This is a genomic window from Jiella mangrovi, from assembly GCF_017815135.1.
GTDB classification, from domain to species: domain Bacteria; phylum Pseudomonadota; class Alphaproteobacteria; order Rhizobiales; family Rhizobiaceae; genus Jiella; species Jiella mangrovi.
Window position 1 is genome coordinate 273,516 of sequence record NZ_JAGJCF010000005.1, and the last position, 23,042, is coordinate 296,557.

A 23,042-nucleotide genomic window follows, 5' to 3' on the forward strand; every position below is an offset into this window, starting at 1 on the left:
GAATTGCGCGCATGCGTAAGCGCGTCGCGCCCTGTCATTGCGGGTGACCTTTCGCAGATGCGAAAAATCGTGTAATGACTGGCGCGAGCCCCGATCGCTACAACCTCGATCGCTACGAATTGCGCGCCCCCTCCCGTCCGGTGGGGGCTTTTGGCGCGCCTGAACCGGATAGACCCATGAAGCTTCGCAACATTGCGATCATCGCCCACGTCGACCACGGCAAGACCACCCTCGTCGATAAGCTGCTCGCCCAGTCCGGCACCTTCCGCGACAACCAGCGCCAGGAAGAACGGGCGATGGATTCCAACGACCTCGAAAAAGAGCGCGGGATCACCATTCTCGCCAAGGCGACGTCGGTGGAGTGGAACGACACCCGCATCAACATCGTCGATACGCCCGGCCACGCCGATTTCGGCGGCGAGGTGGAGCGTATCCTCAACATGGTCGATGGCGCGGTCATCCTCGTCGATGCATCGGAAGGTCCGATGCCGCAGACCAAGTTCGTCCTCGGCAAGGCGCTGAAGGTCGGACTGAAGCCGATCGTCGCGATCAACAAGATCGACCGCCACGACGAGCGCCATCTGGAAGTGCTCGACGAGATCTTCGATCTCTTCGTCGCCCTCGACGCGACCGAAGAGCAGCTCGACTTCCCGGTTCTCTACGGCTCGGGCCGTGGCGGCTGGATGGCATCCGAGCCCGATGGCCCGCAGGATCAGGGCCTCACCCCGCTGTTCGACCTCATCCTCGATCACGTGCCGGAGCCGGACACCGCCGGCAAGGACGAGCCGTTCAAGATGATCGGCACCATCCTCGAGGCCAATCCGTTCCTCGGCCGGCTGATCACCGGGCGCATCCAGGCCGGCTCGATCAAGCCGAACCAGGCGGTCAAGGTTCTCGACCGAGAAGGCAAGCAGCTGGAATCGGGCCGCATCTCCAAGATTCTCGCCTTCCGCGGTCTCGAACGCGTGCCGCTCGACTATGCCGAAGCCGGTGACATCGTCGCCATTGCCGGGCTTTCCAAGGGCACCGTCGCCGACACCTTCTGCGACCCGCAGGTGTCCGAGCCGCTGCACGCCCAGCCGATCGATCCGCCGACGGTGACGATGTCCTTCATCGTCAACGATTCGCCGCTCGCCGGCACCGAGGGCGACAAGGTGACGAGCCGCGTCATCCGCGATCGTCTCCTCAAGGAGGCCGAGGGCAACGTCGCCCTGAAGATCGAGGAAGCCGCCGACAAGGACAGCTTCTACGTTTCGGGCCGGGGTGAGTTGCAGCTCGCCGTCCTCATCGAGACCATGCGCCGCGAGGGCTTCGAGCTCGGCATTTCGCGCCCGCGCGTCGTCATGCAGGAAGGCGAGAACGGCGAGACGCTCGAGCCGATCGAAGAGGTCGTGATCGACGTCGACGAGGAGCATGCCGGCGTCGTCGTGCAGAAGATGTCCGAGCGCAAGGCCGAGATGAAGGAGCTGCGCCCCTCCGGCGGCGATCGCCAGCGCCTCGTCTTCCATGCGCCGACCCGCGGCCTCATCGGCTATCAGTCGGAGCTTTTGACCGACACCCGTGGCACGGCGATCATGAACCGCCTGTTCCATTCCTATCAGCCCTTCAAGGGCGAGCTGGCGGGCCGCAACAACGGCGTTCTCATCTCCTCGGAAGACGGCGAGAGCGTCGCCTATGCGATGTTCAACCTGGAAGATCGCGGCCCGATGGTCATCGATGCCGGCGTCAAGGTCTATGCCGGCATGATCATCGGCATCCACACCCGCGAGAACGATCTCGAGGTCAACGTTCTGAAGGGCAAGAAGCTGACCAACATGCGCGCGTCCGGCAAGGACGAAGCAGTCAAGCTGACCCCGCCGATCCGCATGACGCTCGACCGGGCGCTGTCCTGGATCCAGGACGACGAACTCGTCGAGGTGACGCCGAAGACCATCCGTCTGCGCAAGCTCTATCTCGATCCGCATGAGAGAAAGCGCTTCGAGAAGAGCCGCAAGGCCGCCTGACCAGGCTGGTCGAGGTCGTCGAGATCTTTGACGGCGCGTGCGTCCATGACGACGTACGGCGCAATGTTTTTTTGAGTAACCCCCGGCTGGCTCGCAGGCCTGCCGGGGGTTTGCCGTTTCCATGACTGTTGCTGTACGAATGATCGTGCCAGGGACGTCATATGCGCTGTTTTGCCCGTTTGGCAGAAGCGCTATGACGTGATGATATCGCGGTTTGTAGATTGATCGCGCGTGAAGGGACGCACGAGATGGCCTACGAGAAGACTCTGCGGCTCGATGAGCAAATCTGTTTTGCTCTTTATGCCGCTACCAACGCGGTGACGCGCGCATATCGGCCCTTGCTTGCCGAGATCCAACTCACCTATCCGCAATATCTCGTCATGATGGTGCTGTGGCAGGACAGGCGGTCGACATCGCGCTCGATCGCAGAGCGGCTGCAGCTTTCGGCCAATGCCGTCAGCCCGCTGCTAGACCGCCTGGAAGACGCGGGTTTCATCAGGCGGCTCCGCGATCGCAGGGACCGCCGGGTCGTCCATATTGCCCTGACCGAGCAAGGCAGTGCGCTGGAAGCGGCGGCCAGCAAAGCGCAGCACGCCGTCCTCTGTCGAACGGGGCTCGATCCGGATGCGCATCACCGGTTGCGTGACGACCTCGCCGCTCTGGCGGTCCATATGACGGCAGAGCCGGAAGTGATCGATTGAACGCGAGGCGCACCGGGCGTTGCGGCGTCAGTTGTTCGGCCCGTCGATCCGCGAGGGCGTGATTGGGTCGGACGCTGGAAAGCTCTCGTCGAGTGCCTCGTCGAGTTCAGCTTCCTCGTGGCGCGTCCGGTCGATCTCGGCCTGGTCCTGGTGTTTCTCGTCTCTTTCGATTTCCCGCTGTTTGTCGTCGGCCATGGCACACCTCGTCGTCTCTGTGTTCGCGCCAGAGCAGCATGAGATCATGTTCGATCGCAACCGGCTCCAGCTCTTCGTCTTCGCAGGGTCTCGTCGGGAAAACCGGTTTTCAGCTTTCCCGATCATCCTCTTAACGAACGCGGAGTGCGAAGGTTTCCGGCGAACGGGCCGATGGCTTTCAGTAGCCCGCCTGCCGATCGACGACGTTCTGCAAGGTCTCGCCGCGTTCATGGGCCCCGATCTGACGGATGATGATCGGAGCCAGGGCGTCCGGATCGGAGAGCGCCGCGGCGTGCGGGGTGACGAAGACCTTCGGATGCGACCACAGGCGTGATTCGGCTGGCAGCGGCTCGACCGTGAAGACGTCGAGCGAGGCTTCCATCAGCCGCCCGTCGTCGAGGGCCGCGAGGATTGCGGCTTCGTCCTGAAGGGCGCCGCGCCCGGCATTGATCAGCACCGGACCGCCGAGCGGGGTGTCGCGCTTCAGCCGGGCGAGCAGGTCTCTTCCGATGATGCCGCGGGTGTCGTCCGTCAGCGGCAGGAGCACGACGATGATGTCGCTCACGGCGAGGAAATCGCCGAGGCCATCGGCGCCAGCATAGGTCTTCACACCTGAGACGGTCTTGACGCTCCGGCTCCAACCGGCGACGTCGAAACCCATGACGCGAAGCTTTTTCGCCGCGTCGATGCCGAGAGCGCCGAGGCCCATGATTCCGACCGTGATCTCGCGGGCGCCGGGCTGCATGCGCTCGTGCCAGATCCTCTGCGCCTGCTGCTTGCGATAGGAGCTGCCACGGCGGAAGTGATCCAGCACGCGCCAAAGGACGTATTCGCTCATCCGCTCCTTGAGGTCGTCGGCGACGATCCGCGCGATCGGAACGTCGGGCAGCTGGCGATCGGCGAGGATGTGGTCGACACCGGCGCCGATGGAGAAGATCGCCTTGAGATGGGGCAGGGTGGCCAGCAGCCCCGGCGGCTGTTTCCAGACGACGGCGTAGTCGATCGCCTCGTCGCCGGCATCGGCCGGATCGAGGACGATCCGCCGCTCGGGCGCGGCGTCATGCAGGGCCTGCCACCAGCGCGAGGGATCGAATCCGGTGACGGAGAGGAGAATGGTCATGCGTTGTCTTCACTGTCGAACAATGTGCCCTGAAGGGCCTTGGCACGGGCGCGTCCCTTGCGGGCGAACCAATGGGTGCAGGTGATGAGATAGCCGTTCTGGACGCGGCCATCGTCGACCGCGGCGATCAGCTCGTCGACCGGGGCGAGGATCGGCCGAATGTCCTCGTCTTCCTCGTCCTTGCCGGCGCTCTGTCCGAGCTGTCCGGCATCGACGATGGCGAGGAAGATGTGGGCGTGTTCGTCGGAAAGGCCCGGAGAGGGCAGCATCGCGAAGCAGCGCTCGATGGCGAGGGCCGGAAGGCCGGTCTCTTCCTCCAGTTCCCGGGCTGCGGCCTCGGCGATGTTCTCGCCCGGATCGACCATGCCGGCGGGAAGCTCCACCGCCGCGGCGTTCGCCGTGTCGAGGGCCGCTGCCAGCCGGAACTGCCGGATCACGACGATGGCGTCGCGCGCGGGATCATAGGGAACGATCACGGCGACGGGACCGGTGGCGAGATATTCGCGCTCCATCGGCCCGATGCGGCCGCTGCCATCGAGGGATTCATGCTCGATCGTCAGCTTCCTGAGATCGCGGAAGCCTTGATGGATCAGGCTGTCCTGAACGATCTCGAAGCCGAGCGGCTGATCGTGCAGCTGGTCGCGGTAATGTCCGCTCATTCGGAAACCACTCCTGTCGGTGCGGCCGAAATGTCGAAGGCCGCCGCCATCAGTGCCTTGGTGTAGTCGGTCTGCGGCCGATCGAAGATGTCCTCGGCAGGCCCCCGCTCGACCACCTGACCGTTTCGCATGACGATCACCTCGTTGGCCAGAGCCCGCACGACCTTGAGATCGTGGGAAATGAACAGATAGGCGAGGTCGTGGCGCTTCTGGAGGTCGCGCAGGAGGTCGACGACCTGCGCCTGAACGCTCATGTCGAGCGCCGAGGTGGGCTCGTCCAGCATGACGAAGCGCGGATTGAGCACCATGGCCCGGGCGATGGCGACGCGCTGGCGCTGACCGCCGGAAAATTCGTGCGGAAACCGGAAGCGGGCGGCCGGATCGAGCCCGACCTCGCGCAGGACGCCGACGACCCGCTCGTCGCGCTCGGCGGCGGAAAGCCGTTTTTCGTGGATCAACAGCCCCTCGGCGATGATGTCGGCGATCGACATGCGCGGTGAGAGCGAGCCATAGGGGTCCTGAAAGACGACCTGCATCTTCTCGCGCAGTGGCCGCATCGCCTTGAAGGAACGATTGTCGATCCGCTCGCCGTCGAAGCAAATCTCGCCTCTGGAGGAGATCATCCGCGAGAGCGCCAGGCCGAGGGTGGTCTTGCCGGAACCCGATTCTCCGACGACGCCGACGGTCTGGCCGGCGCGCAGCGTCAGGTCGATGCCGTCGACGGCCTTCACGTGGCCGGTCGTTCGGCGCATCAGGCCGGTCTTGATCGGGAACCAGACCTTGATGTCCTTGGCTTCCATGACGACGGGCGAATTGGCGTTGGCGGCGGGTGGCCTGCCCTTCGGTTCGGCCGCCAAAAGGTGTTTCGTATAGTCGTGCTGGGGGGTCTCGAAGATCCGGCCGGTCGGCCCTTCCTCGACGATCTTGCCCCGATACATCACGCAGACCCGATCGGCGATGCGCCGGACGATGCCGAGATCATGGGTGATGAACAGCATCGCCATGCCGCGCTCGGCCTGCAGCGCCTTCAGGAGCTCGAGGATCTGCGCCTGGACCGTGACGTCGAGAGCGGTCGTCGGTTCGTCGGCGATCAGGAGGTCGGGATCGTTGGCGAGCGCCATGGCGATCATCACGCGCTGGCGCTGGCCGCCCGAAAGCTGGTGCGGATAGGCGCCGAGCCGCTCCTCGGCGTTGCGGATGCCGACCTTGGCCAGGAGTTCGAGGGTGCGCGCTCGGGCTGCCTTGTCGGAGAAGCCGCGATGCAGCTTCAGAACCTCGCCCACCTGCTTCTCGATGGTATGGAGCGGATTGAGGGAGGACATCGGCTCCTGGAAGATCATCGAGATGCGGTTGCCGCGCACCTTGCGCAGGTCTCGCTGGTCGTCGTCGATGAGGTTCTCGCCGTCGAAATAGACCGCGCCGCCCGGATGGCTCGCCGCCGGATAGGGCAAGAGCTTCAGGATCGACAAGGCCGAGACCGACTTGCCCGAGCCGGATTCGCCGACGAGAGCCAGCGTCTCGCCCTTGGCGATCGAGAAGGAGACGCCGTCGACGGCGAGCGTCGTCTTGCCGCCTTGCTGAAAGGCGACGGAGAGATTTTCGACGGAGAGGAGGGGCGAGGACGACAATGCGGCAGAGGCGGCCTTATGTTTGCTCAAGAGGTTGTCATCCTTCGGCTGTTCTGCATCGAGATCATCCGGCTCACGATTTGAGCCGACAAGATCTGGCGATGCTTGTGGCGGTGATGCGCAATCATTCGAGTCCGGTCCAATCCGAGCTCTGGCCGATTTCCAGTATCGTCAACGGTTCGGGCGTCCGGATGCGTCGATCGGACGTGAGGAAGAAATGGCATTCCGCCTCCAGCGCGGTCGCGACATGGATCGAGTCGGGCGTTCGGCTCCCGAAGTCCGCACGAATCTCCGCGCTCTTTCGCAAGATTGCACGTGTGACCGGAACGACGACGACGCCGTCACTTGTGGTCAAAAACGACTCGTAGTGCGAGATCATCGATTGATCGTCATCCTTAATTGGGAAGACGAGTGCTTCAGCCAAAGTAAGTTCGCTTGTGACCACGACGCCTTGTCGCTCATGCAGATCGGCCAGCAACGACCGGACTTCGTCATCGCGGTATTCCATCAGTCGGATGACGACGTTGGTGTCCAGATAGATCGCCGGCCGCGTCATAAGTCCCATTCGTCCCGCAGCTTGCGTATGCGGGTGACGGCTTCAGCTACGCCGGTATCCTTGTGCGCCGCGATGCCCCAATAGCGCAGATATTTGGGCAAGGCTTCGGCCGGCTCGGCATCGACGGGTTCCTCGACGAGCGTCACCGTGACGAGCGCGTCCGGCTTGGTGTTCCCCCTCAAGTCGGCAGGCAGGCGGCTGGCGGGATAGTGCTCGACTGTCCGATCGATCTTGCCCATTGAACTTTCTTCCTCTCACCCGAAGCTCTTCCTCGGGTCGAAGGCGTCGCGCACCGCTTCGCCGATGAACACGAGCAAGGATAGCATCAGGGCGAGGACGAGGAAGCCGGAAAATCCGAGCCAGGGCGCCTGCAGGTTGTTCTTGCCCTGGGCGAGCAGTTCGCCGAGCGACGGCGAGCCGGGAGGCAGGCCGAGACCGAGAAAGTCGAGCGCTGTCAAGGTGGTGATCGAGCCGGACAGGATAAAGGGCAAGAAGGTCAGCGTCGCGACCATGGCGTTGGGCAGGAGGTGGCGGCGCATGATCGTCCAGTCGCCGACGCCGAGTGCCCTGGCCGCATTGACATATTCGAAGTTGCGGGCGCGCAGGAACTCGGCCCGGACCACGCCGACGAAGGCGACCCAGGAGAACAGCATCATGATTCCGAGCAGCACCCAGAAGCCCGGTGGCAGGATGGCCGCGATGATCAGCAGGAGATACAGCACCGGGATCGACGACCAGATCTCGATGAAGCGCTGGAAGAACAGATCCACCCAGCCGCCGAAATAGCCCTGAATCGCGCCGGCGCTGACGCCGATGAGCGCCGAGCCGATCGTCAGGATCAGGCCGAACAGCACCGATATTCTGAAACCATAGATCACTCGGGCGAGAACGTCGCGCACCTGATCGTCGGTGCCGAGCCAGTTCATGTTGCCGATCGTGCAACCCGGATCGTCGACGCCCTGAGGATAACCTTGGCAGCGCTCTTCTTTCGTCAGCGTCCAGAAAGGCGGCGAGGGGGCCGGCGTCGGCGGTTCGAGGTTCTTGGTGTCGTAGGAATAGCGGATTGGCGGCCAGATCATCCAGCCATGGGCGTTGATCTCTTCCTGGTTCACCGGGTCGCGATAGTCGGTCGTCGGCAGGAAACCGCCGAACACCTCTTCGGGATAGTCGACGAAGATCGGATAGTAGAACTCGCCCTTGTATTCGACGAGGATCGGCCGGTCGTTGGCGACGAATTCGGCGAACAGGGTGATCACGAAGAGGATGCCGAAGATCCACAGCGACCAGTAGCCACGCTTGTTGGCCTTGAAGTTCTGCCAGCGGCGCTGGTTGATCGGTGAGATCTTCGGCCGTTTGGTGAACTCGCTCTCCGGGGCCGACTGGGCGATGCCCGCCGTCTGCTCGCGGGCGATGTCGGCGGCGCGGTCGTCCGGCAGTTCGCCCTCGCGCTGTTCCTTCGTCCGGTCTCTCAGGGCGTCGTCCATGGTCATCGGCCTCCCGTCATGGAGGGCTCAGAGGGGCCTTGCCGCTCTGAAAGAGGGGCGCCACGCACCGGCGCGGCGTCATCCTCGGGCTCCGTCCCGAGGATCCAGTTGCGGCGTCGAAGCGAGGAGCGGTCGGTGGACAGAGAAAGGCCGGTTTCAACCGTCGGGACGCTGCCCTGGATTCTCGGGACGCGGCCCGAGAATGACGCCGTTTTGGCGTTTGCGGATCGTCCTGCGCCGCCCGAATGCCAATCGAGAAAGGCCGGGAGCGCCCAATCCGATCGGTGGCAGCGCGGGTTGCGGACGGAAAACGAAAAGCCGTCGGGACCGTGAACTCTCATCGTCACACCTCCCGCTTTTCGAAGTCGATGCGCGGATCGACCCAGGTGTACATGAGGTCCGAGATCAGCGTCGTGACGAGGCCGATCAGCGAGAAGATGTAGAGGGTGGCGAAGACCACGGGATAGTCGCGCTTGTAGATGGAATCGAAGCCGAGATAGCCGAGCCCGTCGAGGGAGAAGATCGTCTCGATCAGGAGCGAGCCGGTGAAGAAGGCGGAGATGAAGGCGCCGGGAAAGCCGGCGATGATGATCAGCATCGCATTGCGGAAGACATGGCCGTAGAGCACCTGCCGCTCGTTCAGACCCTTGGCCCGGGCGGTGGTCACATATTGCTTGCCGATCTCGTCGAGGAAGGAGTTCTTGGTCAAAAGCGTCGTCGTGGCGAAGGCCGAGAGGACGAGCGCCGTGAGCGGCAGGGTGAGGTGCCAGAAATAGTCCGGGATCGTGCGCGTGACGCAGGCGGCCGGCGCGAAGTTGTCCGACCAGGGCGCGCACCAGGCGCCGCTGATGCCGTCGGACAGGAGGCCGCGCAGCGGGAACCAGTCGAGGAACGAGCCGCCGGCAAACAGCACCATCAAAAGGATGGCGAAGATGAAGCCGGGGATCGCATAGGCGACGATGACGATGCCCGAGGTCCAGACATCGAAGGTCGAGCCGTCCTTCAGCGCCTTGCGGATGCCGAGCGGGATCGAGATGGCGTAGGAGATCAGCGTGATCCACAGGCCGAGCGAGATCGACACCGGCATCTTTTCGAGGATCAGATCCCAGACGCTGATCGAGCGGAAATAGCTCTCGCCGAAGTCGAAGCGGGCATAGTTCCAGATCATCAGGCCGAAGCGTTCGAGCGGCGGCTTGTCGAAGCCGAACTGTTTTTCGAGCTTCTTGATGAATTCCGGATCGAGGCCTTGAGCGCCGCGATAGCCGGAATCCTCGGCGCCGGACGAAGAGCCGAAATCCGAGCTCGTCCCGGAGACGCGGTCGGCGGCACCGCCGGCTTCGCCGCGCAGGCCGGCGACGACCTGTTCGACCGGGCCGCCGGGCGCAAACTGCACGACGAGGAAGGAGATGGCCATGATCCCGAGGATCGTCGGGATCATCAGGAGCAGCCGGCGGATGATGTAGGCGCCCATATGGGGTTTTGCGTCTCCGGTTGGCGTCGTTCGGCCCTTCGAGGGCCGCGACGCAAAATTCGCCAGTCTTTGCCGTTGTTAACCAAAAGCGCGGCGGGGCGCAAAAGGGCTTTCGTCAGGGCGGCCACGACTTGCGGCGGCCGTCTGCGGCACACCCTTTCGAGAGAGCCTTGCTCAGGCCTTGCCGATCGCTTTCGCCTTGGCCTCTTCGAACCACCACAGCCGTTCGACCGGCCAGCCATAGTCGGGTTTTGGCTCCTTGAAGCCGAACATGTTCCAATAGGCGGCGCGGCGAACGTCGGTGTTGATGTTGGGCAGCCAGTCGAGCCGCCAGCGCAGAACCCGATCGAGAGCGCGCATCGCCGTGACAAGGTCAGCACGGCTCTGTGCCGCGCCAGCCTTGTCGATCAGTGTATCGACGGCTTCGCTGGCCATGCCCGGAAAGTTGTAGCTTCCCGGCCTGTCCCTGGAGTTCGAGCCGAAGAACAAGGCCAGGCTCTCCTTCGTCGGCGTCGCGCCGAGCGAGAAGGCGGCGAGGATCATGTCGTAGTCGAAGCGGTTGACCCGTTCCTGATATTGCGCCGCGTCGACGAGGCGGATGGAGGCGTTAAGGCCGATCTTGCGCAAGGTATCGAAGAACCGCGAATAGACACGGACCTGCTCCTGGCCGGTGGTCAGGTACTCGATCCTGAAGACCTCGCCGTCGGCATTGGTCATTTTGCCGCCGCTCTGCTTCCAGCCGGCCTCGCCGAAGAGGCGGGTCGCCTCGCGCAGGATCTTGCGGTCGAGACCCGACGCATCGCTCACGGGCTGGGTCCAGACCTCGCCGAACACCTGGTCGGGAATGGCGCCTTTCAGGGGCTTAAGAAGCTGAAGTTCCGCATCCGATGGCGCTCCGGTCGCAACGAATTCCGACCCCTGGAACGGCGAATTGGAATGGATGCGCAATCCGAACAGGAGATTGGCGTTCGCCCATTCGAAATCGAAGCACATGTTGATGGCATGGCGAACCCGGCTGTCGGTGAATTGCTCACGCCGCTGGTTGAGCGCCCAGCACTGGAAGCTCGGTAGCTTCTCGTCCGGGAATTCGTGCTTGACCACGGCGCCGCGCTGGACCGCCGGAAAGTCGTATTCGGTCGCCCAGTCCTTGGTGGTGAACTCCTCGCGAAAGGTGATCAGGCCCTTCTTGAAGGCTTCCAGCGCCGGCTGGCGATCGCGGAAGAAGTCGATCCTGAGCGTCTGGAAATGGTCGAGGCCCCGATTGAAGGGCATGTCTTTCGCCCAGTAGTCCTCGCGCTTTTCGTATTCGATGAAGCGGCCGTAGTCGAAGCGGCCGATGCGGAACCCGCCGCTGCCCGGGATCACCTCGTTGCTGACGTCGGTGAGTTTCCTGTCGCCGAAAAAGGCTTTTGGAAGGATCGGCATGCCGAGCGCCGAGAGCGCGTCCTGATAGCTTTGCCGCTCGGAGAATGTCAGGCGCACGGTCGCCGGATCGACGGTGACGATTTCGTCGAGTTCGCGAAGCGTCACCTGCAGGCTTGGATGCCCGTCGGCCTTGATCGCCTCATAGGTGAAGGCGACGTCCTCGGCCGTCACCGGCGCGCCGGTCGAAAACCGCGCCTCCGGCCGAAGCCGGAAAGTGAAGCTGCGCTTGTCGCTGGACACGGTGACGGTTTCGGCGAGCGCACAGTAGATCGAGTCGGGCTCGTCGAGAGACGACGTCACCAGCGCATCGTAGAGGCTCTCGATCCGGGGCGGGGCGTTGCCGCGCAGGACGAAGGTGTTCAGCGTGTCGAAGGTGAACGGGGATTGATTCAGCATCCAGGACGAGACGGCCATGTTGAATTGGCCACCGGCCGGTGCCTGCGGGCTTGCATAGTCGAAATGGCTGTAATCCGTGGGGTATTTCAGGTCACCGAAGGCCGACAGGCCATGCAGCGGCGTTTCGGTGGCAACCGTGGCGAAGCCTCGACGGGGCAGGGCGGCGGCCGCAACCGCCCCGAGCGTCAGCTGGCCGAAACCGCGACGGGTGAAGCGGAACGTCGTCCCCATCAGTTCGCCGCGTCCTTCTGCGGGGTGGTCTCGGCAGACTTCACCCACCAGGCGAAGGGGTCGATGGTCGAGTAGCCCGGGCGCTTGCCGCTCATGCCGAACTTGTCCCAATAGGCCAGCCACATTTCCGGCTTGTACCATTGCGGGACGACGTAATACTCCCACAGCATCACCCGATCGAGCGCCCGCGTCGCGGCGACGAGATCGTCGCGGTCTTTGGCGTAGACGATGTCGTTGATCAGCGCGTCGATCGCCGGGTTCTTGATGCCGGCATAGTTGCGGCTGCCGGGCGAATCGGCTGCCCCACTCGACCAGAAGTCCCGCTGTTCGTTGCCGGGCGACATCGACTGCGGATAGTATTTCATGCCGACCAACTCGAAGTCGAAATTCGTCAGCCGCTCGATATACTGGTTCGTGTCGACGATCCGGATGGTCGCATCGATGCCGAGGCGTTTCAGACTGTCGGCATAGGGCTGGAGCGTGCGGGCGTCGGTGGGATCGTTGCCGAGCATCTCGATCGAGAACTGCCGGCCGGACTTGGCGTCGACGAGCTTCGTGCCCTTCAGTTCGTAGCCTGCCTGCTTGAACAGATCGAGCGCCTTTCTCAGATTGTCGCGGACCGAACGGTTGTCGGTATAGACCGGCAGCTTGAATTCCTGGGTGAAGACCTCCGGCGGGATCTCATTCTTCAGCGGCTCGAGGAACTTCAGCTCCCGCTCGCTCGGCAGGCCGCGCGAGGCAAGCTCGCTGTTGTCGAAATAGCTCGACATGCGCTCGTAAAGGCCGAAGAACAGCGACTTGTTCATGTCCTCGAAATTGTAGGCCAGCGTCAGCGCCTCGCGCACCCGGCGGTCCTGGAATTTCGGCAACCGGTTGTTGAGGACATAGGCCTGCATCGACTCGACCTGATGGTCGGGGATCGTCGCCTTCTTGACTTCGCCCTTCTCGAAGGCGGGGAAGTTGTATTCCTGCGCCCAGCGGCGCGAGCTGTTCTCGATCCGGTAGTCGTCGAGGCCGCCTTTCTTGAAGGCCTCCCAGGCGGCATTGGTGTCGCGCAGATAGGTGTAGTCGATTCTGTCGTAGTTGTAGCGGCCCTTGTGAGGCGCGATGTCGGCGGCCCAATAGTCCTTCACCCGGTCCCATTCGATCGACTGGCCGGTGACGAATTTGCCGATCTCGTAGGGGCCGGAGCCGAGCGGCGGCTCCATGGTCGGCTGCGAGATGTCCCGCTTCTTGCCGTCGGGGCCCGTGCCTTCCCACCAGTGCTTCGGCAGGACTGTGAGATCGCCCATGATGTGCGGCAATTCGCGGTTGCCGGTCTGGTCGAAGGTGAAGGTCACCTCGCGCTCGCCGGTCTTCTCGGCCTTGACCACGTTCTTGTAGTAGGTCGCCCACTGCGGATGCAGGGATTTCAGCGTCTTGAAGCTCCAGATCACGTCCTCGACAGTGATCGGCTCGCCGTCGTGGAAGCGCGCATTCGGGTTGAGCCGGAAAGTGACGAAGGAGTCGTCTTCGGGAAAGCGCACGGCCTCCGCGATCATCGCGTAGGTCACCGACGGCTCGTCCGTCGATTGCTCCATCAGCGTGTCGTAGAGGAGGCCGCCGCCGAAATTGGCGAGCCCCGCCGCCGGCGTGCCGCGCACGACGAAGGGGTTGAAGCTGTCATAGGAGCCGATCGCGACCTGATCCAGCGTGCCGCCCTTCGGCGCATCCGGGTTGACGTAGTCATAGTGCTTGAAATCCGGCGGGTATTTCGACGGCTCGGCCAGTGTCATCGAGGTCTGCCATTCGCCGGCGGTCGAAAGATCGGCAGAACCTGTCTTGGCCGCAGCCTGGCTCGCTGCCGTCTGATCGCTTGCCGCGCCGCTCTTTGCGGGGGCCGGCGAAACCGCGCCCGGCGAAGAGGTTTCCGCTTCCGCAGGGGCCGTCGTCTCGACGCTGGCGCCGGCCCCTTTCTCCTGAGCATGCACCTGCGAAAAGGACAACGCGATGGACAGGCAGGAGGTCGCGAGGAGCTGGGCGGCGCGTGTCGGGATCGGCAAGGGCAAGTCTCCGTAGGGGCATTCCGTTTGTCGAACAGCGGTTTGACCACAGCTTTATGGCGGTCTTCGGGAGGCCTTGCCAAGTCAGAAGGCCTTCTTTTCGCTGGTGGTGCGGATCACGTTCCCGCGTTGCACGTCCCGCGCCCTTGCTCGCCGCGCAAACGAAAAGCCCCGGCGAGGGGCCGGGGCTTTTCGATCATGCCTGACGACGGGCGTTGGAACTACTGGCCCTTCCTGGCTCCGTCCTCGTCGAAGCTCGCGAGATAGGCGATGACGTTGTCGATATCCGCCTCGTTCTTCAGGCCCGGGAAGGACATTTTCGTGCCCGGCGCCACGGCCCTCGGGTCGGCGAGCCAGGCCTTCAGCTCCTCGACGGTCCAGGTCGGATGCTCTTCGGCATAGGACTTGAGCGCCGAGGAGAAGCTGTAGCCATCCACCGCGGCGATCTTCTCGCCCAGGATGCCGTTCAGCTCCGGCCCGATCTTGTTCTTGGCGCCTTCGCCGACCGCATGGCAGGCCTTGCACTTGTTGAAGACCTTCTCGCCGGCAGCCGGATCGCCGGCGAGGGCGGTCTGGGTCGGCTCGCTTGCTTCCGGAGCTGCGGCCGGGGCGGCCGCGCTGTCTTCGCCTGTGGGCTGGGCTTCGCCTGCGCCTGCGCCTGCCTCGCCGGAAGCCTGTTCACCGCCGGCGGCCTGATCGTCCCCGCCAGCAGCCGCGGCGGGAGGAGCCGGCTGTTCGCCCTGCACACCATCCTCGGCCATCTGTGCCTGGGTCGTCGCGTCGCTGCTTTCGGTCGGCGCTGATTCCGGTGCGGCACCGGTTTCGGGCGGCATCTGCGCCTCTTCGCCGCCTTCGCCCATCTTGGTCGTCGTCGCCGGGTTCGTCACTTCGGCGGTTTCTGCCGAGGCCGCTTCGCCCTCGGCGGGAGCCTCGGGCAGCGGCGCGGGATTGTCGGAAAGCGTGTGCAGATAGGCAATGAGATCGGCGCGATCTTCGGGGCTCTTCAGCCCGGCAAAGCCCATCGCCGTGCCACTCACATAGCCCTTCGGGTTCTTCAGGAAGCCGTAGAGGTGCTCGTAGTCCCACTTGACGGAGCCGCCCTCGGAGAACTCCTTCATGCCGGCAGAATAGTTGAAGTCGGAGACCGAGGCGATGGGCCGCATGACCACGTCCCACAGATGCGGGCCGACCTTGTTGGGGCCGCCCTTCTCGCCGGAGTGGCAGGCGCTGCACTTCTTGAAGACGTTGGCGCCGCTCTCGGCGCTGGCCGTCTGGAGAAGGGCCGCGATCGGGGGATCTTCCTCTGCGACCTCGTTGCCGGCGGCTTCGCCTTCGCCAGGTTCTGCGGCGACGATTTCGTAGCCTGGTTGCTCGGGGGCTTCGGAGTGAAACAGACCCTCTGCGAGGAGACTGCCGCCGAACAGCACGAAAATGGTGCCGAGAACGGCACCGAAGATCTTGTTGGCCTCAAACGAATCCATTGTCGGGACCGACCCTCCCCATCAATTGCCACAACCCTACCGTTCCCGGCAGACCCCCAAGTAGACGCGCCGGACCCTAGGTGTTTTGCCGATTCATGGCAACATCTGTAGAAGGCCGGGCGACGGGGCTTTTTGTCACTTTCTAAAATGTGGCTCAAGGTCTGAAGAAACACATTGCAGTTGATCGAAAGTCTTATGTCGACACTCGTTCTCATCCCCGCCCGTCTCGGTTCGACGCGGCTGCCCAGGAAAGCTCTCGCCGACATCGCCGGTAAACCCATGGTCGTGCATGTTGCCGAAAGGGCAGCGGCGGCGGCCGTCGGACGTGTCGTCGTCGCAACCGATGCCGAGGAAATCCGCCAGGCCGTCGAGGCCGCGGGCTTTGAGGGCGTGATGACCTCGGTCGATCACCAGTCGGGCTCGGACCGCATCTTCGAGGCCTTACGCAAGGTCGATCCGGGCGGCGAGGCGGAAACGATCATCAACGTCCAGGGCGATCTGCCGACGATCGAGCCGGCGCTGATCCGCCGCGCGCTGTCGCCCTTCGATGATCCGCGCTGCGACATCGCGACGCTCGCCGCCGAAATCGCCGATGACCACGAGCGCACGAACTCCGACGTCGTCAAGCTGGTCGGCTCGCCGATCGGCCATGAGCGGCTTCACGCGCTTTATTTCACCCGGGCGACGGCGCCCTGGGGGCCGGGGCCGCACTATCATCACATCGGGCTTTATGCGTATCGCCGCGCGAGCCTTGAGCGTTTCGTCTCGCTGGCCCCGTCGACGCTCGAAAAGCGCGAGAAGCTCGAGCAGCTGCGGGCCTTGGAAAACGGGATGCGAATCGACGCCGAAATCGTCGATACCGTGCCGCTTGGCGTCGATGGGCCGGACGATCTTGCCCGGGCCCGCGAAATCCTGGGAGCATGACGATGGCAGACGACCGCCCGATGATCGCCTTTCAGGGCGAACCCGGCGCGAATTCCGACATGGCGGTGAGAGACGTCTTCGGTGACGCCTATGAGGCGCTGCCTTGTCCGTCCTTCGACGACGCCTTCGCCGCGCTCAAGGCGAGGACGGTCGAGCACGAGGGCCGCGAGCGCCGGGTCGAGCGGGCGATGATCCCGATCGAGAATACCCTGGCCGGCCGCGTCGCCGACATCCACCTGCTGATGCCCGATTCCGGGCTGTCGATCGTCGGCGAACACTTCATGCCGATCCATTTTCAGCTGATGACGCTGCCCGGCGTCAAGCGGACGGAAATCCGCAGCGTGTCGAGCCACATCCATGCGCTCGGGCAGTGCCGCAAATATCTGCGCTCGAACGGCTGGAAGCCACAGGTCGCAGGCGACACGGCGGGGGCGGCACGAGAGGTGTCCGAGGCCGGTGATCGCAGCCGAGCGGCTCTCGCCCCTAGGCTCGCGGCCGAATATTACGGCCTGTCGATTCTGGAGGAGGACGTCGAGGACGCCTCCAACAACGTCACCCGCTTCGTCATCCTGGCCGATCCCGGCCAGCAGCCCTTCGCCGACGCTGACGAGCAGCGGCTCAGCCTCTGGGCGGCGCGCGATCCCGAACCCAGCGACGACGGGCGGCAGATGATCAGCCGCGACGTGGTGACCACCTTCGTTTTTCGCGTGAGGAACATTCCGGCCGCGCTCTACAAGGCGCTCGGCGGCTTTGCCACCAACGGCATCAACATGACCAAGCTGGAGAGCTACCAGCTCGGCGGAAGCTTTTCGGCGACGCTGTTTTATGCCGACGTCGAGGGGCACCCGCATGATCCGGCGCTCGGGCGAGCACTGGAGGAGTTGCGGTTCTTCTCGGCCGAATACCGCACTCTCGGCGTCTACCGCGCGGCGGAGAACCGTCAGGCGCTGCTGTTGCCGGGGGAGTGAGAGGCCCGCGATCCGATGGCGTGCCGGCAGAAGCCGCCTTGCCCTTCGAGGCTGCGCTTCGCGCCGCACCTCAGGATGAGGCGGCTTCCGCTCCACCACCTCGGCGCTCGGCTCTTTTCACGAACGTCAGGATCCTTTCCGGCAGGCCGGCGGTCTCCAGAAACGGCGCGTGGCCCTGACCGGCGACTTCGATCGTCTCCATACCCTGATGGCGGTCTGCCATTTGCGCGACGGTGTCGCGGCTGAACAGCGACGAGTTCTCGCCGCGAATGACCAGGAGCGGGATGGCCTGCATCAGATCGAAGGCGTCCCAGAGTTCGGGCAGGGCGGTGTCGAGGTCCATGATCCGCAGTGGATCAAGCAGCTTGCGGTCATAGTCGCCGACGATCTTTCCCTCGCGCTCGGTGAAACCGGCGCGGGCCATGCGGGCGAAATCGTCGTGTGAGAGGGCGGGAAAGCTCGCGGCGTTCGCCGTGGCGACGGCGGCGATGGCCGCATCCCAGTCCGCATGGGATTCCACCACGCCGACGGTGTCCCGGATGTGCCTCAGACCCTCCGTCTCGATGCGCGGGCCGGCGTCGTTGAGCACGGCGCCGGCAAGGCAGGCGGGATGCATGGCCGCGAGGGCATGAATGATGAGGGCGCCGCGCGAGGTGCCGACGAAGACGGCGCGGGCGATGCCAAGATGGGCTAGGCCGGCGATCGTGTCTGCGGCTTCGGCGGGCACCGTGTAGGTTTCGGCCGTTCCGGCCTGTTGCGACAGGCCGCGCCCGCGATAGTCGAAGGCGACGATCATCCGCTCGGGGTCGCGCTGGCGCACCGCGTAGGCGAATGCCGCAAAGTCGCGGGAATTGCGGGTCAGACCCGGCAGGCAGACGATCGGCAGCAGCGCGTCGTCGGCTGCGCTAGCCGCCCTTGCGCCCCACAGGCGTCCTGCGAGGCGCAGCCCGTCATGCTCGAAAGTGAAGGTCGTCGAATCGTCGCGCGTCATCGTCGTCACTCCGCGTGCCGGTGCAAGGGGCGAAGCCCTTCTGGCACGAGCTAAGGCGGAGCAGGCGGATTTCGAGGCGCGCCGCGTCTCAGCCGCGACGCCCCCTGACGAGGTCGCTCTCGATCGAGAACGGCGCTCCGAGGCGGATCTTGTAGACCTCGTAGTTCTCCATGACCCGCTGCACGTAGTTGCGCGTCTCCGTGTAGGGGATGCGCTCGACCCAATCGACCACCTGATCGAGCGACATGCCCCGCGGATCTCCGAAGCGCTCGATCCATTCGCGGGCGCGGCGCGGGCCGGCATTGTAGGCGGCGAAGGTGAGGACGTAGGAGCCGTCGAAATTGTCGATCTGATCGCCGAGATACTGGGCGCCGAGCGTTGCGTTGTAGCCCGGATCGGAGGTCAGCCGCGACGGCGAATAGGACACGCCCACCTTGCGCGCCATGCTCTTCGCCGTCCCCGGCATCAGCTGCAACAGGCCAAGAGCGCCCACCGGCGAGCGGGCCTTGGGATTGAAGGCGCTTTCCTGCCGGGCGATCGCATAGGCGAGCGCCTTGCCGGCGGCGGAGATGTTGGCGCTGGCCGGAATGACGCCGATCGGGAAGGCGAGCGCCGGCGCGTCGATGCCGCGCCAATAGGCGATCTTGCCGATCGACAGGACGAGGTGATGGTCGCCGCGCCGCTCGGCCATGACCGACAGAAGGGCGAGCTCGCCGGGGCTGTCGATCTCGCGCGCGAGATCGCGGTAGAGGATGTCGGCGCGCCAGTCGGAGCCGATCTGCTCCAGCCGCTGGATCGCCCTGACGGCCGGGCGGGCGAAGAAGCGGCTGCGCTCGGCCGAGGTCGGATTTGGAAACTCGATCGCGCCGGGGCTGTGGCCGAGCTTCGCGGCGGCGAGCTGGCCGTAGAACGTCGCGGCATAATGAGCGGCGCGCTGGTAGTAGCCGCGGGCGTTGCTCGAACGGCCGGCCTCGGCGGCGCGGCCCAGCCAGTAGTAGCCACGCGAGATCGACAGTGGCTTGTTCGACATGTTGACGATGCGCGCGAAATGTCGCGAGGCCGTCGAGGCATCGCCGAGAAAGCGCAGGGCGATCCAGCCGGCGTGGAATTCGGCTTCCACCGCCTCGGCGGAATCCAGCGCCGAGTGGCCGGCCGCGATGCGATAGGCCTGTTTGGCCTTCCCCAGATCGAGGAGATCGCGGGCGACGATGCGCCGCTCGTTCCACCAGGCGTCGGGGTCGATCAGCACCGCGGGGTCGCGGGGGGCGTTGGCCAGGACCTCGGCGGCCTTGTCGACCTTGCCGGCCTTTCGGTCGTATTCGACGACGGCGAGGAGATAGCCGGGGTCGGAACGCTGCGAGCGGGGAACGGCTGACAGGAGCCGCCCGGCATTGGCCTGATTGCGGATCACCGCGGCGCGTGCGGCATAAAGCTCGCTCGCGCCGGCGAGCTTGGCGACGCGGCCGGCATCGGTCACCCTCTCGCGATAGAGCAGCATGTCCATGCGCGCCTTGTGATCGCTCGGGCCGATCAGCGTGCCGAATGTCGACAGCATCTGGCGTTCGGTCGCAGCATCCATGACCTCGCTGCGCCAGGTCTTATCGATCAGCGCCTTGGCGCGGCCGACATTGCCGACGCCCAGAAGGGCCTTGGCGAGCGCCATCGCGCCTTCCGGGCTCTCCGGGGCGGTGTTGGCGAAGGCGGCGAGAACTTCCTGCGGCGGGCGGTTTTCGCGCCAGATCGCCTTTTCCGAATTGACACGCAGGGCCGACATGCCGGGCCAGCCGGCGAGCGTGCGGGCGGCGTTGGCGATGTCGACTGCCGGCACGTCCTTGCCGCCGGAGCGGGCAACCGCCCAGGTCAGGATGTCACGGTCGAGGGAGCCGGGCGTCATTCCCTCACGGATCTGGCGGGCCCGCATGGGGTTGCCGTCGGAGAGGGCCTGCAGCCCGTCCTTGAGAGCGCCATTGATCGGCTGCACCGGGCTGATGCTTCGCGGCATCGCCGCGATCGAGGCGGTGAAGGCGGTCGAGGCCGGCGCAACTTCGGCCGGCGGGCGCCGGGGGATCGGCACCGAGGCGGGCATCTGTGTTGGGACAGGGGCGCCGAATCTCGAGGCGTCGAGCGACATGCCGGTGCTGATCGCGCCCGGACGGGCGGTCGGCGTCGGCCCGACTTGTGGCAGGAAGTCGGTCTGCGCGAGCGACGGCACCGGGACAAGCGTCGACGCGAGCAGGGCCATCAGGAATTTCGCGGCGCGCGTTTGGCTTTGCATGGACATCCTCGTCGGGCGTCGAACACTGGGGCGTGGCGCCGGGCAATCCGGTTCCGCCATGGTTTTCAAATCTCTCACAACTGCCGTTAAGGTCGTGTTACCGCGCCTGATTTCCGGCCTGGCCGCGACGGTGACGTCACCGCTTGTTTCCCCCGTCGCGCTTCAATATGTTCGCCTCTCCAACGAAGGGTCGGCAACGGTTCACGCCCGGCGGGGGAGGCTGTCAGCTGACGCTCGCGAGGCGCGACTGCCGGTTCGCCGATCCGCGGCGGCCGGCGGTGGCTTTCTCGAAGACAAGAAGAAACTCCACGGCTTTGTCCGGGATGGGGAAACATACGATGTTCAATGGCTCGATTCCGGCGCTGGTGACGCCTTTTGCCGAGGACGGCGGCTTTGCCGAAGACGTCTTTGCCGACTTCGTCGAATGGCAGATATCGGAAGGCTCGAGCGGGCTGGTCCCGGTCGGCACCACGGGGGAAAGCCCCACCCTCAGTCATGACGAACACAAGCGCGTCGTCGACGCTTGCGTCAAGGTCGCGGCGAGTCGCGTTCCCGTGATCGCGGGGGCGGGCTCGAACAACACCGACGAAGCGATCGATCTCGCCAGATTCGCCGAAAAGGCAGGAGCTGACGGTCTTCTGGTGGTGACGCCCTACTACAACAAGCCGAACCAGCGCGGCCTTTACGCCCATTACGCGGCGATCGCCAAGGCGGTGTCGCTGCCGATCCTGATCTACAACATCCCGGGCCGCTCGATCATCGACATGACACCAGAGACGATGGGCCGGCTGGCATCGGACTTCTCCAACATCGTCGGCGTGAAGGACGCGACGGCGAAGGTCGATCGCGTCTCGGAACAGCGGGCGACCTGCGGCACCGATTTCGTGCAGCTTTCGGGCGAGGATGCGACCGCGCTCGGCTTCAACGCCCATGGCGGGCACGGCTGCATCTCGGTGACGGCGAATGTCGCGCCGCGGCTTTGCGCCGAAATGCAGGCGGCTTGCGCGCGCGGCGACTATGCGGGCGCCGTCGAGGTGCAGGATCGCCTGATGCCGCTGCACAAGGCGCTGTTCATCGAACCGAGCCCGACCGGCGTGAAGTATGCCCTGGAAAAGCTCGGCAAGGTGGCCAATTCGGTCCGTCTGCCGCTGGTTTCGGTGGAAGCCTCCACCGGCGAGGCGATCGATCGCGCATTACGCCACGCCGGCCTTTTGAACTGACAGCCTTACACCGGCGCTTCGCATCCCAGTCGAGCAGCGCGCGCAAGTCCGGCGATGCGCCCCGCAGGCGGCATTCCCTGGCAGCCTGCGCCGGCCGGCACCAAATGTCGGGTCGGCATGAGCCGCCCAAGTAACAAGGATATGCGCTTTCCGGCGCATGAAACTGACCATGGCCAAGAAAAAACAAGCCGATTCGAACATCGCGGCCGAAAATCGCAAGGCGCGGTTCAATTACGAGATCGTCGATACGCTGGAAGCCGGGCTGGTCTTGACGGGCACCGAGGTGAAGTCGTTGCGCGAGGGCAAAGCCTCCATCGCCGAAGCCTACGCCACCGAAGAGCAGGGCGAGCTCTGGCTGATCAATTCCAACCTGCCGGAATATCTCCAGGCCAACCGCTTCAACCACAACCCCAAGCGTCGGCGGAAGCTGTTGGTCCACCGCACCCAGCTCAACAAGCTGGCCGGCGCCGTTCAGCGCGACGGCATGACGCTGGTGCCGCTCAAGATCTATTTCGACGATCGCGGCATGGCCAAGATGGAACTCGCCGTCGCCAAGGGCAAGAACGCCCCCGACAAGCGCCAGACCATCAAGGAGCGCGACTGGAACCGCCAGAAGCAGCGGATCCTGAAGGAGGGCTGACGGCCCGGTGCAAGGGCGGAAAAGATGCGGTTTCGCCACTTGCCCTCGTCGCCTCGTCCTTCACGACGACTGCGCCGTCCCGGCCAGTCGCTGCCTTCCGCATCAGCGGGCCCTGTGAAACGCGCCTTTGAACATGCCAGTCATCGGAATCATTTCGGATACGCATGGAATGCTCCGGCCTGAGGCGCTCTCGAGGCTCCAGGGCGTCGGGCATATCATCCATGGCGGCGATATCGGCGCGGCGGACATCGTCGCGCGCCTCGAGAAGATTGCGCCTGTCACCGCAATTCGCGGCAATGTCGATGTCGCAGACTGGGCGCAGACCTTTCCCGAAACGCGATCGGTGGAGCTTTTCGGCCGGCGTTTCTTCGTCATTCACGATCGCAACGATCTTTCCTTCGATCCCGCGCAAAAAGGGTATGACGTCGTCATCTCGGGCCACTCGCACCGCCCGGGCCTGCAAACGAGCGGCGGGGTTCTCTATCTCAATCCCGGCAGTGCCGGTCGAAGACGCTTCAAGCTCCCGGTCACCGTCGCCACGCTTCGCATCGAAGGCGAGGCGATGACGCCCGAGATTCACGAGATCGTGGAGTAGACGTTGGAAGATTGGCGACCGGGCCGGGGCGTCCCGA

The 23,042-nt window shown here is 64.6% G+C and carries 20 protein-coding genes; 7 read left to right on the forward strand and 13 right to left on the reverse strand.

Going from position 1 to position 23,042, the window contains the following annotated elements; all coding sequences use genetic code 11:
- Positions 1 to 176 precede the first annotated feature (176 nt).
- Together typA and J6595_RS10340 are read left to right on the forward strand one after the other, a co-directional pair.
- Positions 177 to 2,003 carry a translational GTPase TypA gene (gene typA / locus J6595_RS10335; protein ID WP_209594388.1) on the forward strand — a complete coding sequence of 609 codons (1,827 nt, stop codon included), beginning with the start codon at positions 177 to 179 and terminating at the stop codon, positions 2,001 to 2,003.
- Between the two features lie 248 nt (positions 2,004 to 2,251).
- The gene (locus tag J6595_RS10340) at positions 2,252 to 2,704 is read left to right on the forward strand and encodes a MarR family winged helix-turn-helix transcriptional regulator (protein ID WP_209594389.1); all 453 of its coding nucleotides are present in this window, start codon (positions 2,252 to 2,254) and stop codon (positions 2,702 to 2,704) included.
- A gap of 27 nt (positions 2,705 to 2,731) precedes the next feature.
- On the opposite strand, the gene J6595_RS10345 is transcribed toward J6595_RS10340, so the two are convergent.
- The 11 genes from J6595_RS10345 to J6595_RS22840 all read right to left on the reverse strand — a co-directional run bounded on the left by J6595_RS10345 (position 2,732) and on the right by J6595_RS22840 (position 15,392).
- Positions 2,732 to 2,899 (reverse strand): hypothetical protein, encoded by a 168-nt coding sequence (locus J6595_RS10345; RefSeq protein WP_209594390.1) that lies wholly within the window; start codon positions 2,897 to 2,899, stop codon positions 2,732 to 2,734.
- A gap of 178 nt (positions 2,900 to 3,077) precedes the next feature.
- On the reverse strand, positions 3,078 to 4,019 hold the full coding sequence (locus J6595_RS10350) for a 2-hydroxyacid dehydrogenase (RefSeq protein WP_209594391.1): 942 nt from the start codon (positions 4,017 to 4,019) through the stop codon (positions 3,078 to 3,080).
- A complete protein-coding gene (locus tag J6595_RS10355; RefSeq protein ID WP_209594392.1) occupies positions 4,016 to 4,678 on the reverse strand; it encodes an NUDIX domain-containing protein in 663 nt (220 codons plus the stop codon). The genes J6595_RS10350 and J6595_RS10355 overlap by 4 nt, the downstream gene beginning before the upstream one ends.
- Positions 4,675 to 6,306: an ABC transporter ATP-binding protein gene (locus J6595_RS10360; protein ID WP_209594529.1), complete on the reverse strand. Its 1,632-nt coding sequence runs from the start codon at positions 6,304 to 6,306 to the stop codon at positions 4,675 to 4,677. Before J6595_RS10360 ends, J6595_RS10355 begins: the two co-directional genes overlap by 4 nt.
- Before the next feature lie 124 nt (positions 6,307 to 6,430).
- On the reverse strand, positions 6,431 to 6,862 hold the full coding sequence (locus J6595_RS10365) for a type II toxin-antitoxin system VapC family toxin (RefSeq protein WP_209594393.1): 432 nt from the start codon (positions 6,860 to 6,862) through the stop codon (positions 6,431 to 6,433).
- Complete coding sequence (locus J6595_RS10370; RefSeq protein WP_209594394.1) at positions 6,859 to 7,101, reverse strand: hypothetical protein; 243 nt, start codon at positions 7,099 to 7,101, stop codon at positions 6,859 to 6,861. The genes J6595_RS10365 and J6595_RS10370 overlap by 4 nt, the downstream gene beginning before the upstream one ends.
- 15 nt (positions 7,102 to 7,116) lie before the next feature.
- A complete protein-coding gene (locus tag J6595_RS10375; protein ID WP_209594531.1) occupies positions 7,117 to 8,346 on the reverse strand; it encodes an ABC transporter permease in 1,230 nt (409 codons plus the stop codon).
- 343 nt (positions 8,347 to 8,689) lie between these two features.
- Entirely contained in the window at positions 8,690 to 9,817 is a 1,128-nt protein-coding gene (locus J6595_RS10380; protein ID WP_209594396.1) for a microcin C ABC transporter permease YejB, read from the reverse strand.
- A gap of 174 nt (positions 9,818 to 9,991) precedes the next feature.
- The gene (locus J6595_RS10385) at positions 9,992 to 11,869 is read right to left on the reverse strand and encodes an extracellular solute-binding protein (protein WP_209594398.1); all 1,878 of its coding nucleotides are present in this window, start codon (positions 11,867 to 11,869) and stop codon (positions 9,992 to 9,994) included.
- A complete protein-coding gene (locus J6595_RS10390; protein ID WP_245197997.1) occupies positions 11,869 to 13,911 on the reverse strand; it encodes an extracellular solute-binding protein in 2,043 nt (680 codons plus the stop codon). Before J6595_RS10390 ends, J6595_RS10385 begins: the two co-directional genes overlap by 1 nt.
- Positions 13,912 to 14,132: 221 nt before the next feature.
- Positions 14,133 to 15,392, reverse strand: a complete 1,260-nt coding sequence (locus tag J6595_RS22840; protein ID WP_209594400.1) for a c-type cytochrome — start codon at positions 15,390 to 15,392, stop codon at positions 14,133 to 14,135.
- A gap of 195 nt (positions 15,393 to 15,587) precedes the next feature.
- Between J6595_RS22840 and J6595_RS10400 the strand changes: the two genes are divergently transcribed.
- Positions 15,588 to 16,316: a 3-deoxy-manno-octulosonate cytidylyltransferase gene (locus tag J6595_RS10400; RefSeq protein ID WP_209594402.1), complete on the forward strand. Its 729-nt coding sequence runs from the start codon at positions 15,588 to 15,590 to the stop codon at positions 16,314 to 16,316.
- Between the two features lie 2 nt (positions 16,317 to 16,318).
- Positions 16,319 to 17,284, forward strand: coding sequence for a prephenate dehydratase (locus J6595_RS10405; RefSeq protein WP_425342139.1), 966 nt, complete (start codon positions 16,319 to 16,321; stop codon positions 17,282 to 17,284).
- Positions 17,285 to 17,354: 70 nt separating this feature from the next.
- On the opposite strand, the gene J6595_RS10410 is transcribed toward J6595_RS10405, so the two are convergent.
- Both J6595_RS10410 and J6595_RS10415 read right to left on the reverse strand, forming a co-directional pair.
- Positions 17,355 to 18,275, reverse strand: coding sequence for an alpha/beta fold hydrolase (locus J6595_RS10410; protein WP_209594406.1), 921 nt, complete (start codon positions 18,273 to 18,275; stop codon positions 17,355 to 17,357).
- A gap of 88 nt (positions 18,276 to 18,363) precedes the next feature.
- On the reverse strand, positions 18,364 to 20,550 hold the full coding sequence (locus tag J6595_RS10415; RefSeq protein ID WP_209594408.1) for a lytic transglycosylase domain-containing protein: 2,187 nt from the start codon (positions 20,548 to 20,550) through the stop codon (positions 18,364 to 18,366).
- Between the two features lie 338 nt (positions 20,551 to 20,888).
- On the opposite strand from J6595_RS10415, the gene dapA reads away from it, so the two are divergent.
- The 3 genes from dapA (at position 20,889) to J6595_RS10430 (ending at position 23,005) form a co-directional block, all read left to right on the forward strand.
- Positions 20,889 to 21,770 (forward strand): 4-hydroxy-tetrahydrodipicolinate synthase, encoded by an 882-nt coding sequence (dapA, locus tag J6595_RS10420; RefSeq protein WP_209594410.1) that lies wholly within the window; start codon positions 20,889 to 20,891, stop codon positions 21,768 to 21,770.
- A 169-nt stretch (positions 21,771 to 21,939) separates the two neighbouring features.
- Positions 21,940 to 22,410, forward strand: a complete 471-nt coding sequence (gene smpB / locus J6595_RS10425) for an SsrA-binding protein SmpB (RefSeq protein ID WP_209594412.1) — start codon at positions 21,940 to 21,942, stop codon at positions 22,408 to 22,410.
- Positions 22,411 to 22,543: 133 nt separating this feature from the next.
- Positions 22,544 to 23,005: a metallophosphoesterase family protein gene (locus J6595_RS10430; RefSeq protein ID WP_209594414.1), complete on the forward strand. Its 462-nt coding sequence runs from the start codon at positions 22,544 to 22,546 to the stop codon at positions 23,003 to 23,005.
- Positions 23,006 to 23,042 lie beyond the last annotated feature (37 nt).

Bases quoted from the DNA above. Each gene is read 5' to 3' on its own strand.
- J6595_RS10370 (WP_209594394.1), bottom strand. From the start codon at position 7,101: ATGGGCAAGATCGATCGGACAGTCGAGCACTATCCCGCCAGCCGCCTG.
- J6595_RS10405 (WP_425342139.1), top strand. From the start codon at position 16,319: ATGGCAGACGACCGCCCGATGATCGCCTTTCAGGGCGAACCCGGCGCG.
- J6595_RS10355 (WP_209594392.1), bottom strand. From the start codon at position 4,678: ATGAGCGGACATTACCGCGACCAGCTGCACGATCAGCCGCTCGGCTTC.
- smpB (WP_209594412.1), top strand. From the start codon at position 21,940: ATGGCCAAGAAAAAACAAGCCGATTCGAACATCGCGGCCGAAAATCGC.
- J6595_RS10380 (WP_209594396.1), bottom strand. From the start codon at position 9,817: ATGGGCGCCTACATCATCCGCCGGCTGCTCCTGATGATCCCGACGATC.
- J6595_RS10400 (WP_209594402.1), top strand. From the start codon at position 15,588: ATGTCGACACTCGTTCTCATCCCCGCCCGTCTCGGTTCGACGCGGCTG.
- J6595_RS10365 (WP_209594393.1), bottom strand. From the start codon at position 6,862: ATGACGCGGCCGGCGATCTATCTGGACACCAACGTCGTCATCCGACTG.
- J6595_RS10415 (WP_209594408.1), bottom strand. From the start codon at position 20,550: ATGCAAAGCCAAACGCGCGCCGCGAAATTCCTGATGGCCCTGCTCGCG.
- J6595_RS10340 (WP_209594389.1), top strand. From the start codon at position 2,252: ATGGCCTACGAGAAGACTCTGCGGCTCGATGAGCAAATCTGTTTTGCT.
- J6595_RS10430 (WP_209594414.1), top strand. From the start codon at position 22,544: ATGCCAGTCATCGGAATCATTTCGGATACGCATGGAATGCTCCGGCCT.
- J6595_RS10350 (WP_209594391.1), bottom strand. From the start codon at position 4,019: ATGACCATTCTCCTCTCCGTCACCGGATTCGATCCCTCGCGCTGGTGG.
- J6595_RS10375 (WP_209594531.1), bottom strand. From the start codon at position 8,346: ATGGACGACGCCCTGAGAGACCGGACGAAGGAACAGCGCGAGGGCGAA.
- J6595_RS10345 (WP_209594390.1), bottom strand. From the start codon at position 2,899: ATGGCCGACGACAAACAGCGGGAAATCGAAAGAGACGAGAAACACCAG.
- typA (WP_209594388.1), top strand. From the start codon at position 177: ATGAAGCTTCGCAACATTGCGATCATCGCCCACGTCGACCACGGCAAG.
- J6595_RS10410 (WP_209594406.1), bottom strand. From the start codon at position 18,275: ATGACGCGCGACGATTCGACGACCTTCACTTTCGAGCATGACGGGCTG.
- dapA (WP_209594410.1), top strand. From the start codon at position 20,889: ATGTTCAATGGCTCGATTCCGGCGCTGGTGACGCCTTTTGCCGAGGAC.
- J6595_RS10385 (WP_209594398.1), bottom strand. From the start codon at position 11,869: ATGGGGACGACGTTCCGCTTCACCCGTCGCGGTTTCGGCCAGCTGACG.
- J6595_RS22840 (WP_209594400.1), bottom strand. From the start codon at position 15,392: ATGGATTCGTTTGAGGCCAACAAGATCTTCGGTGCCGTTCTCGGCACC.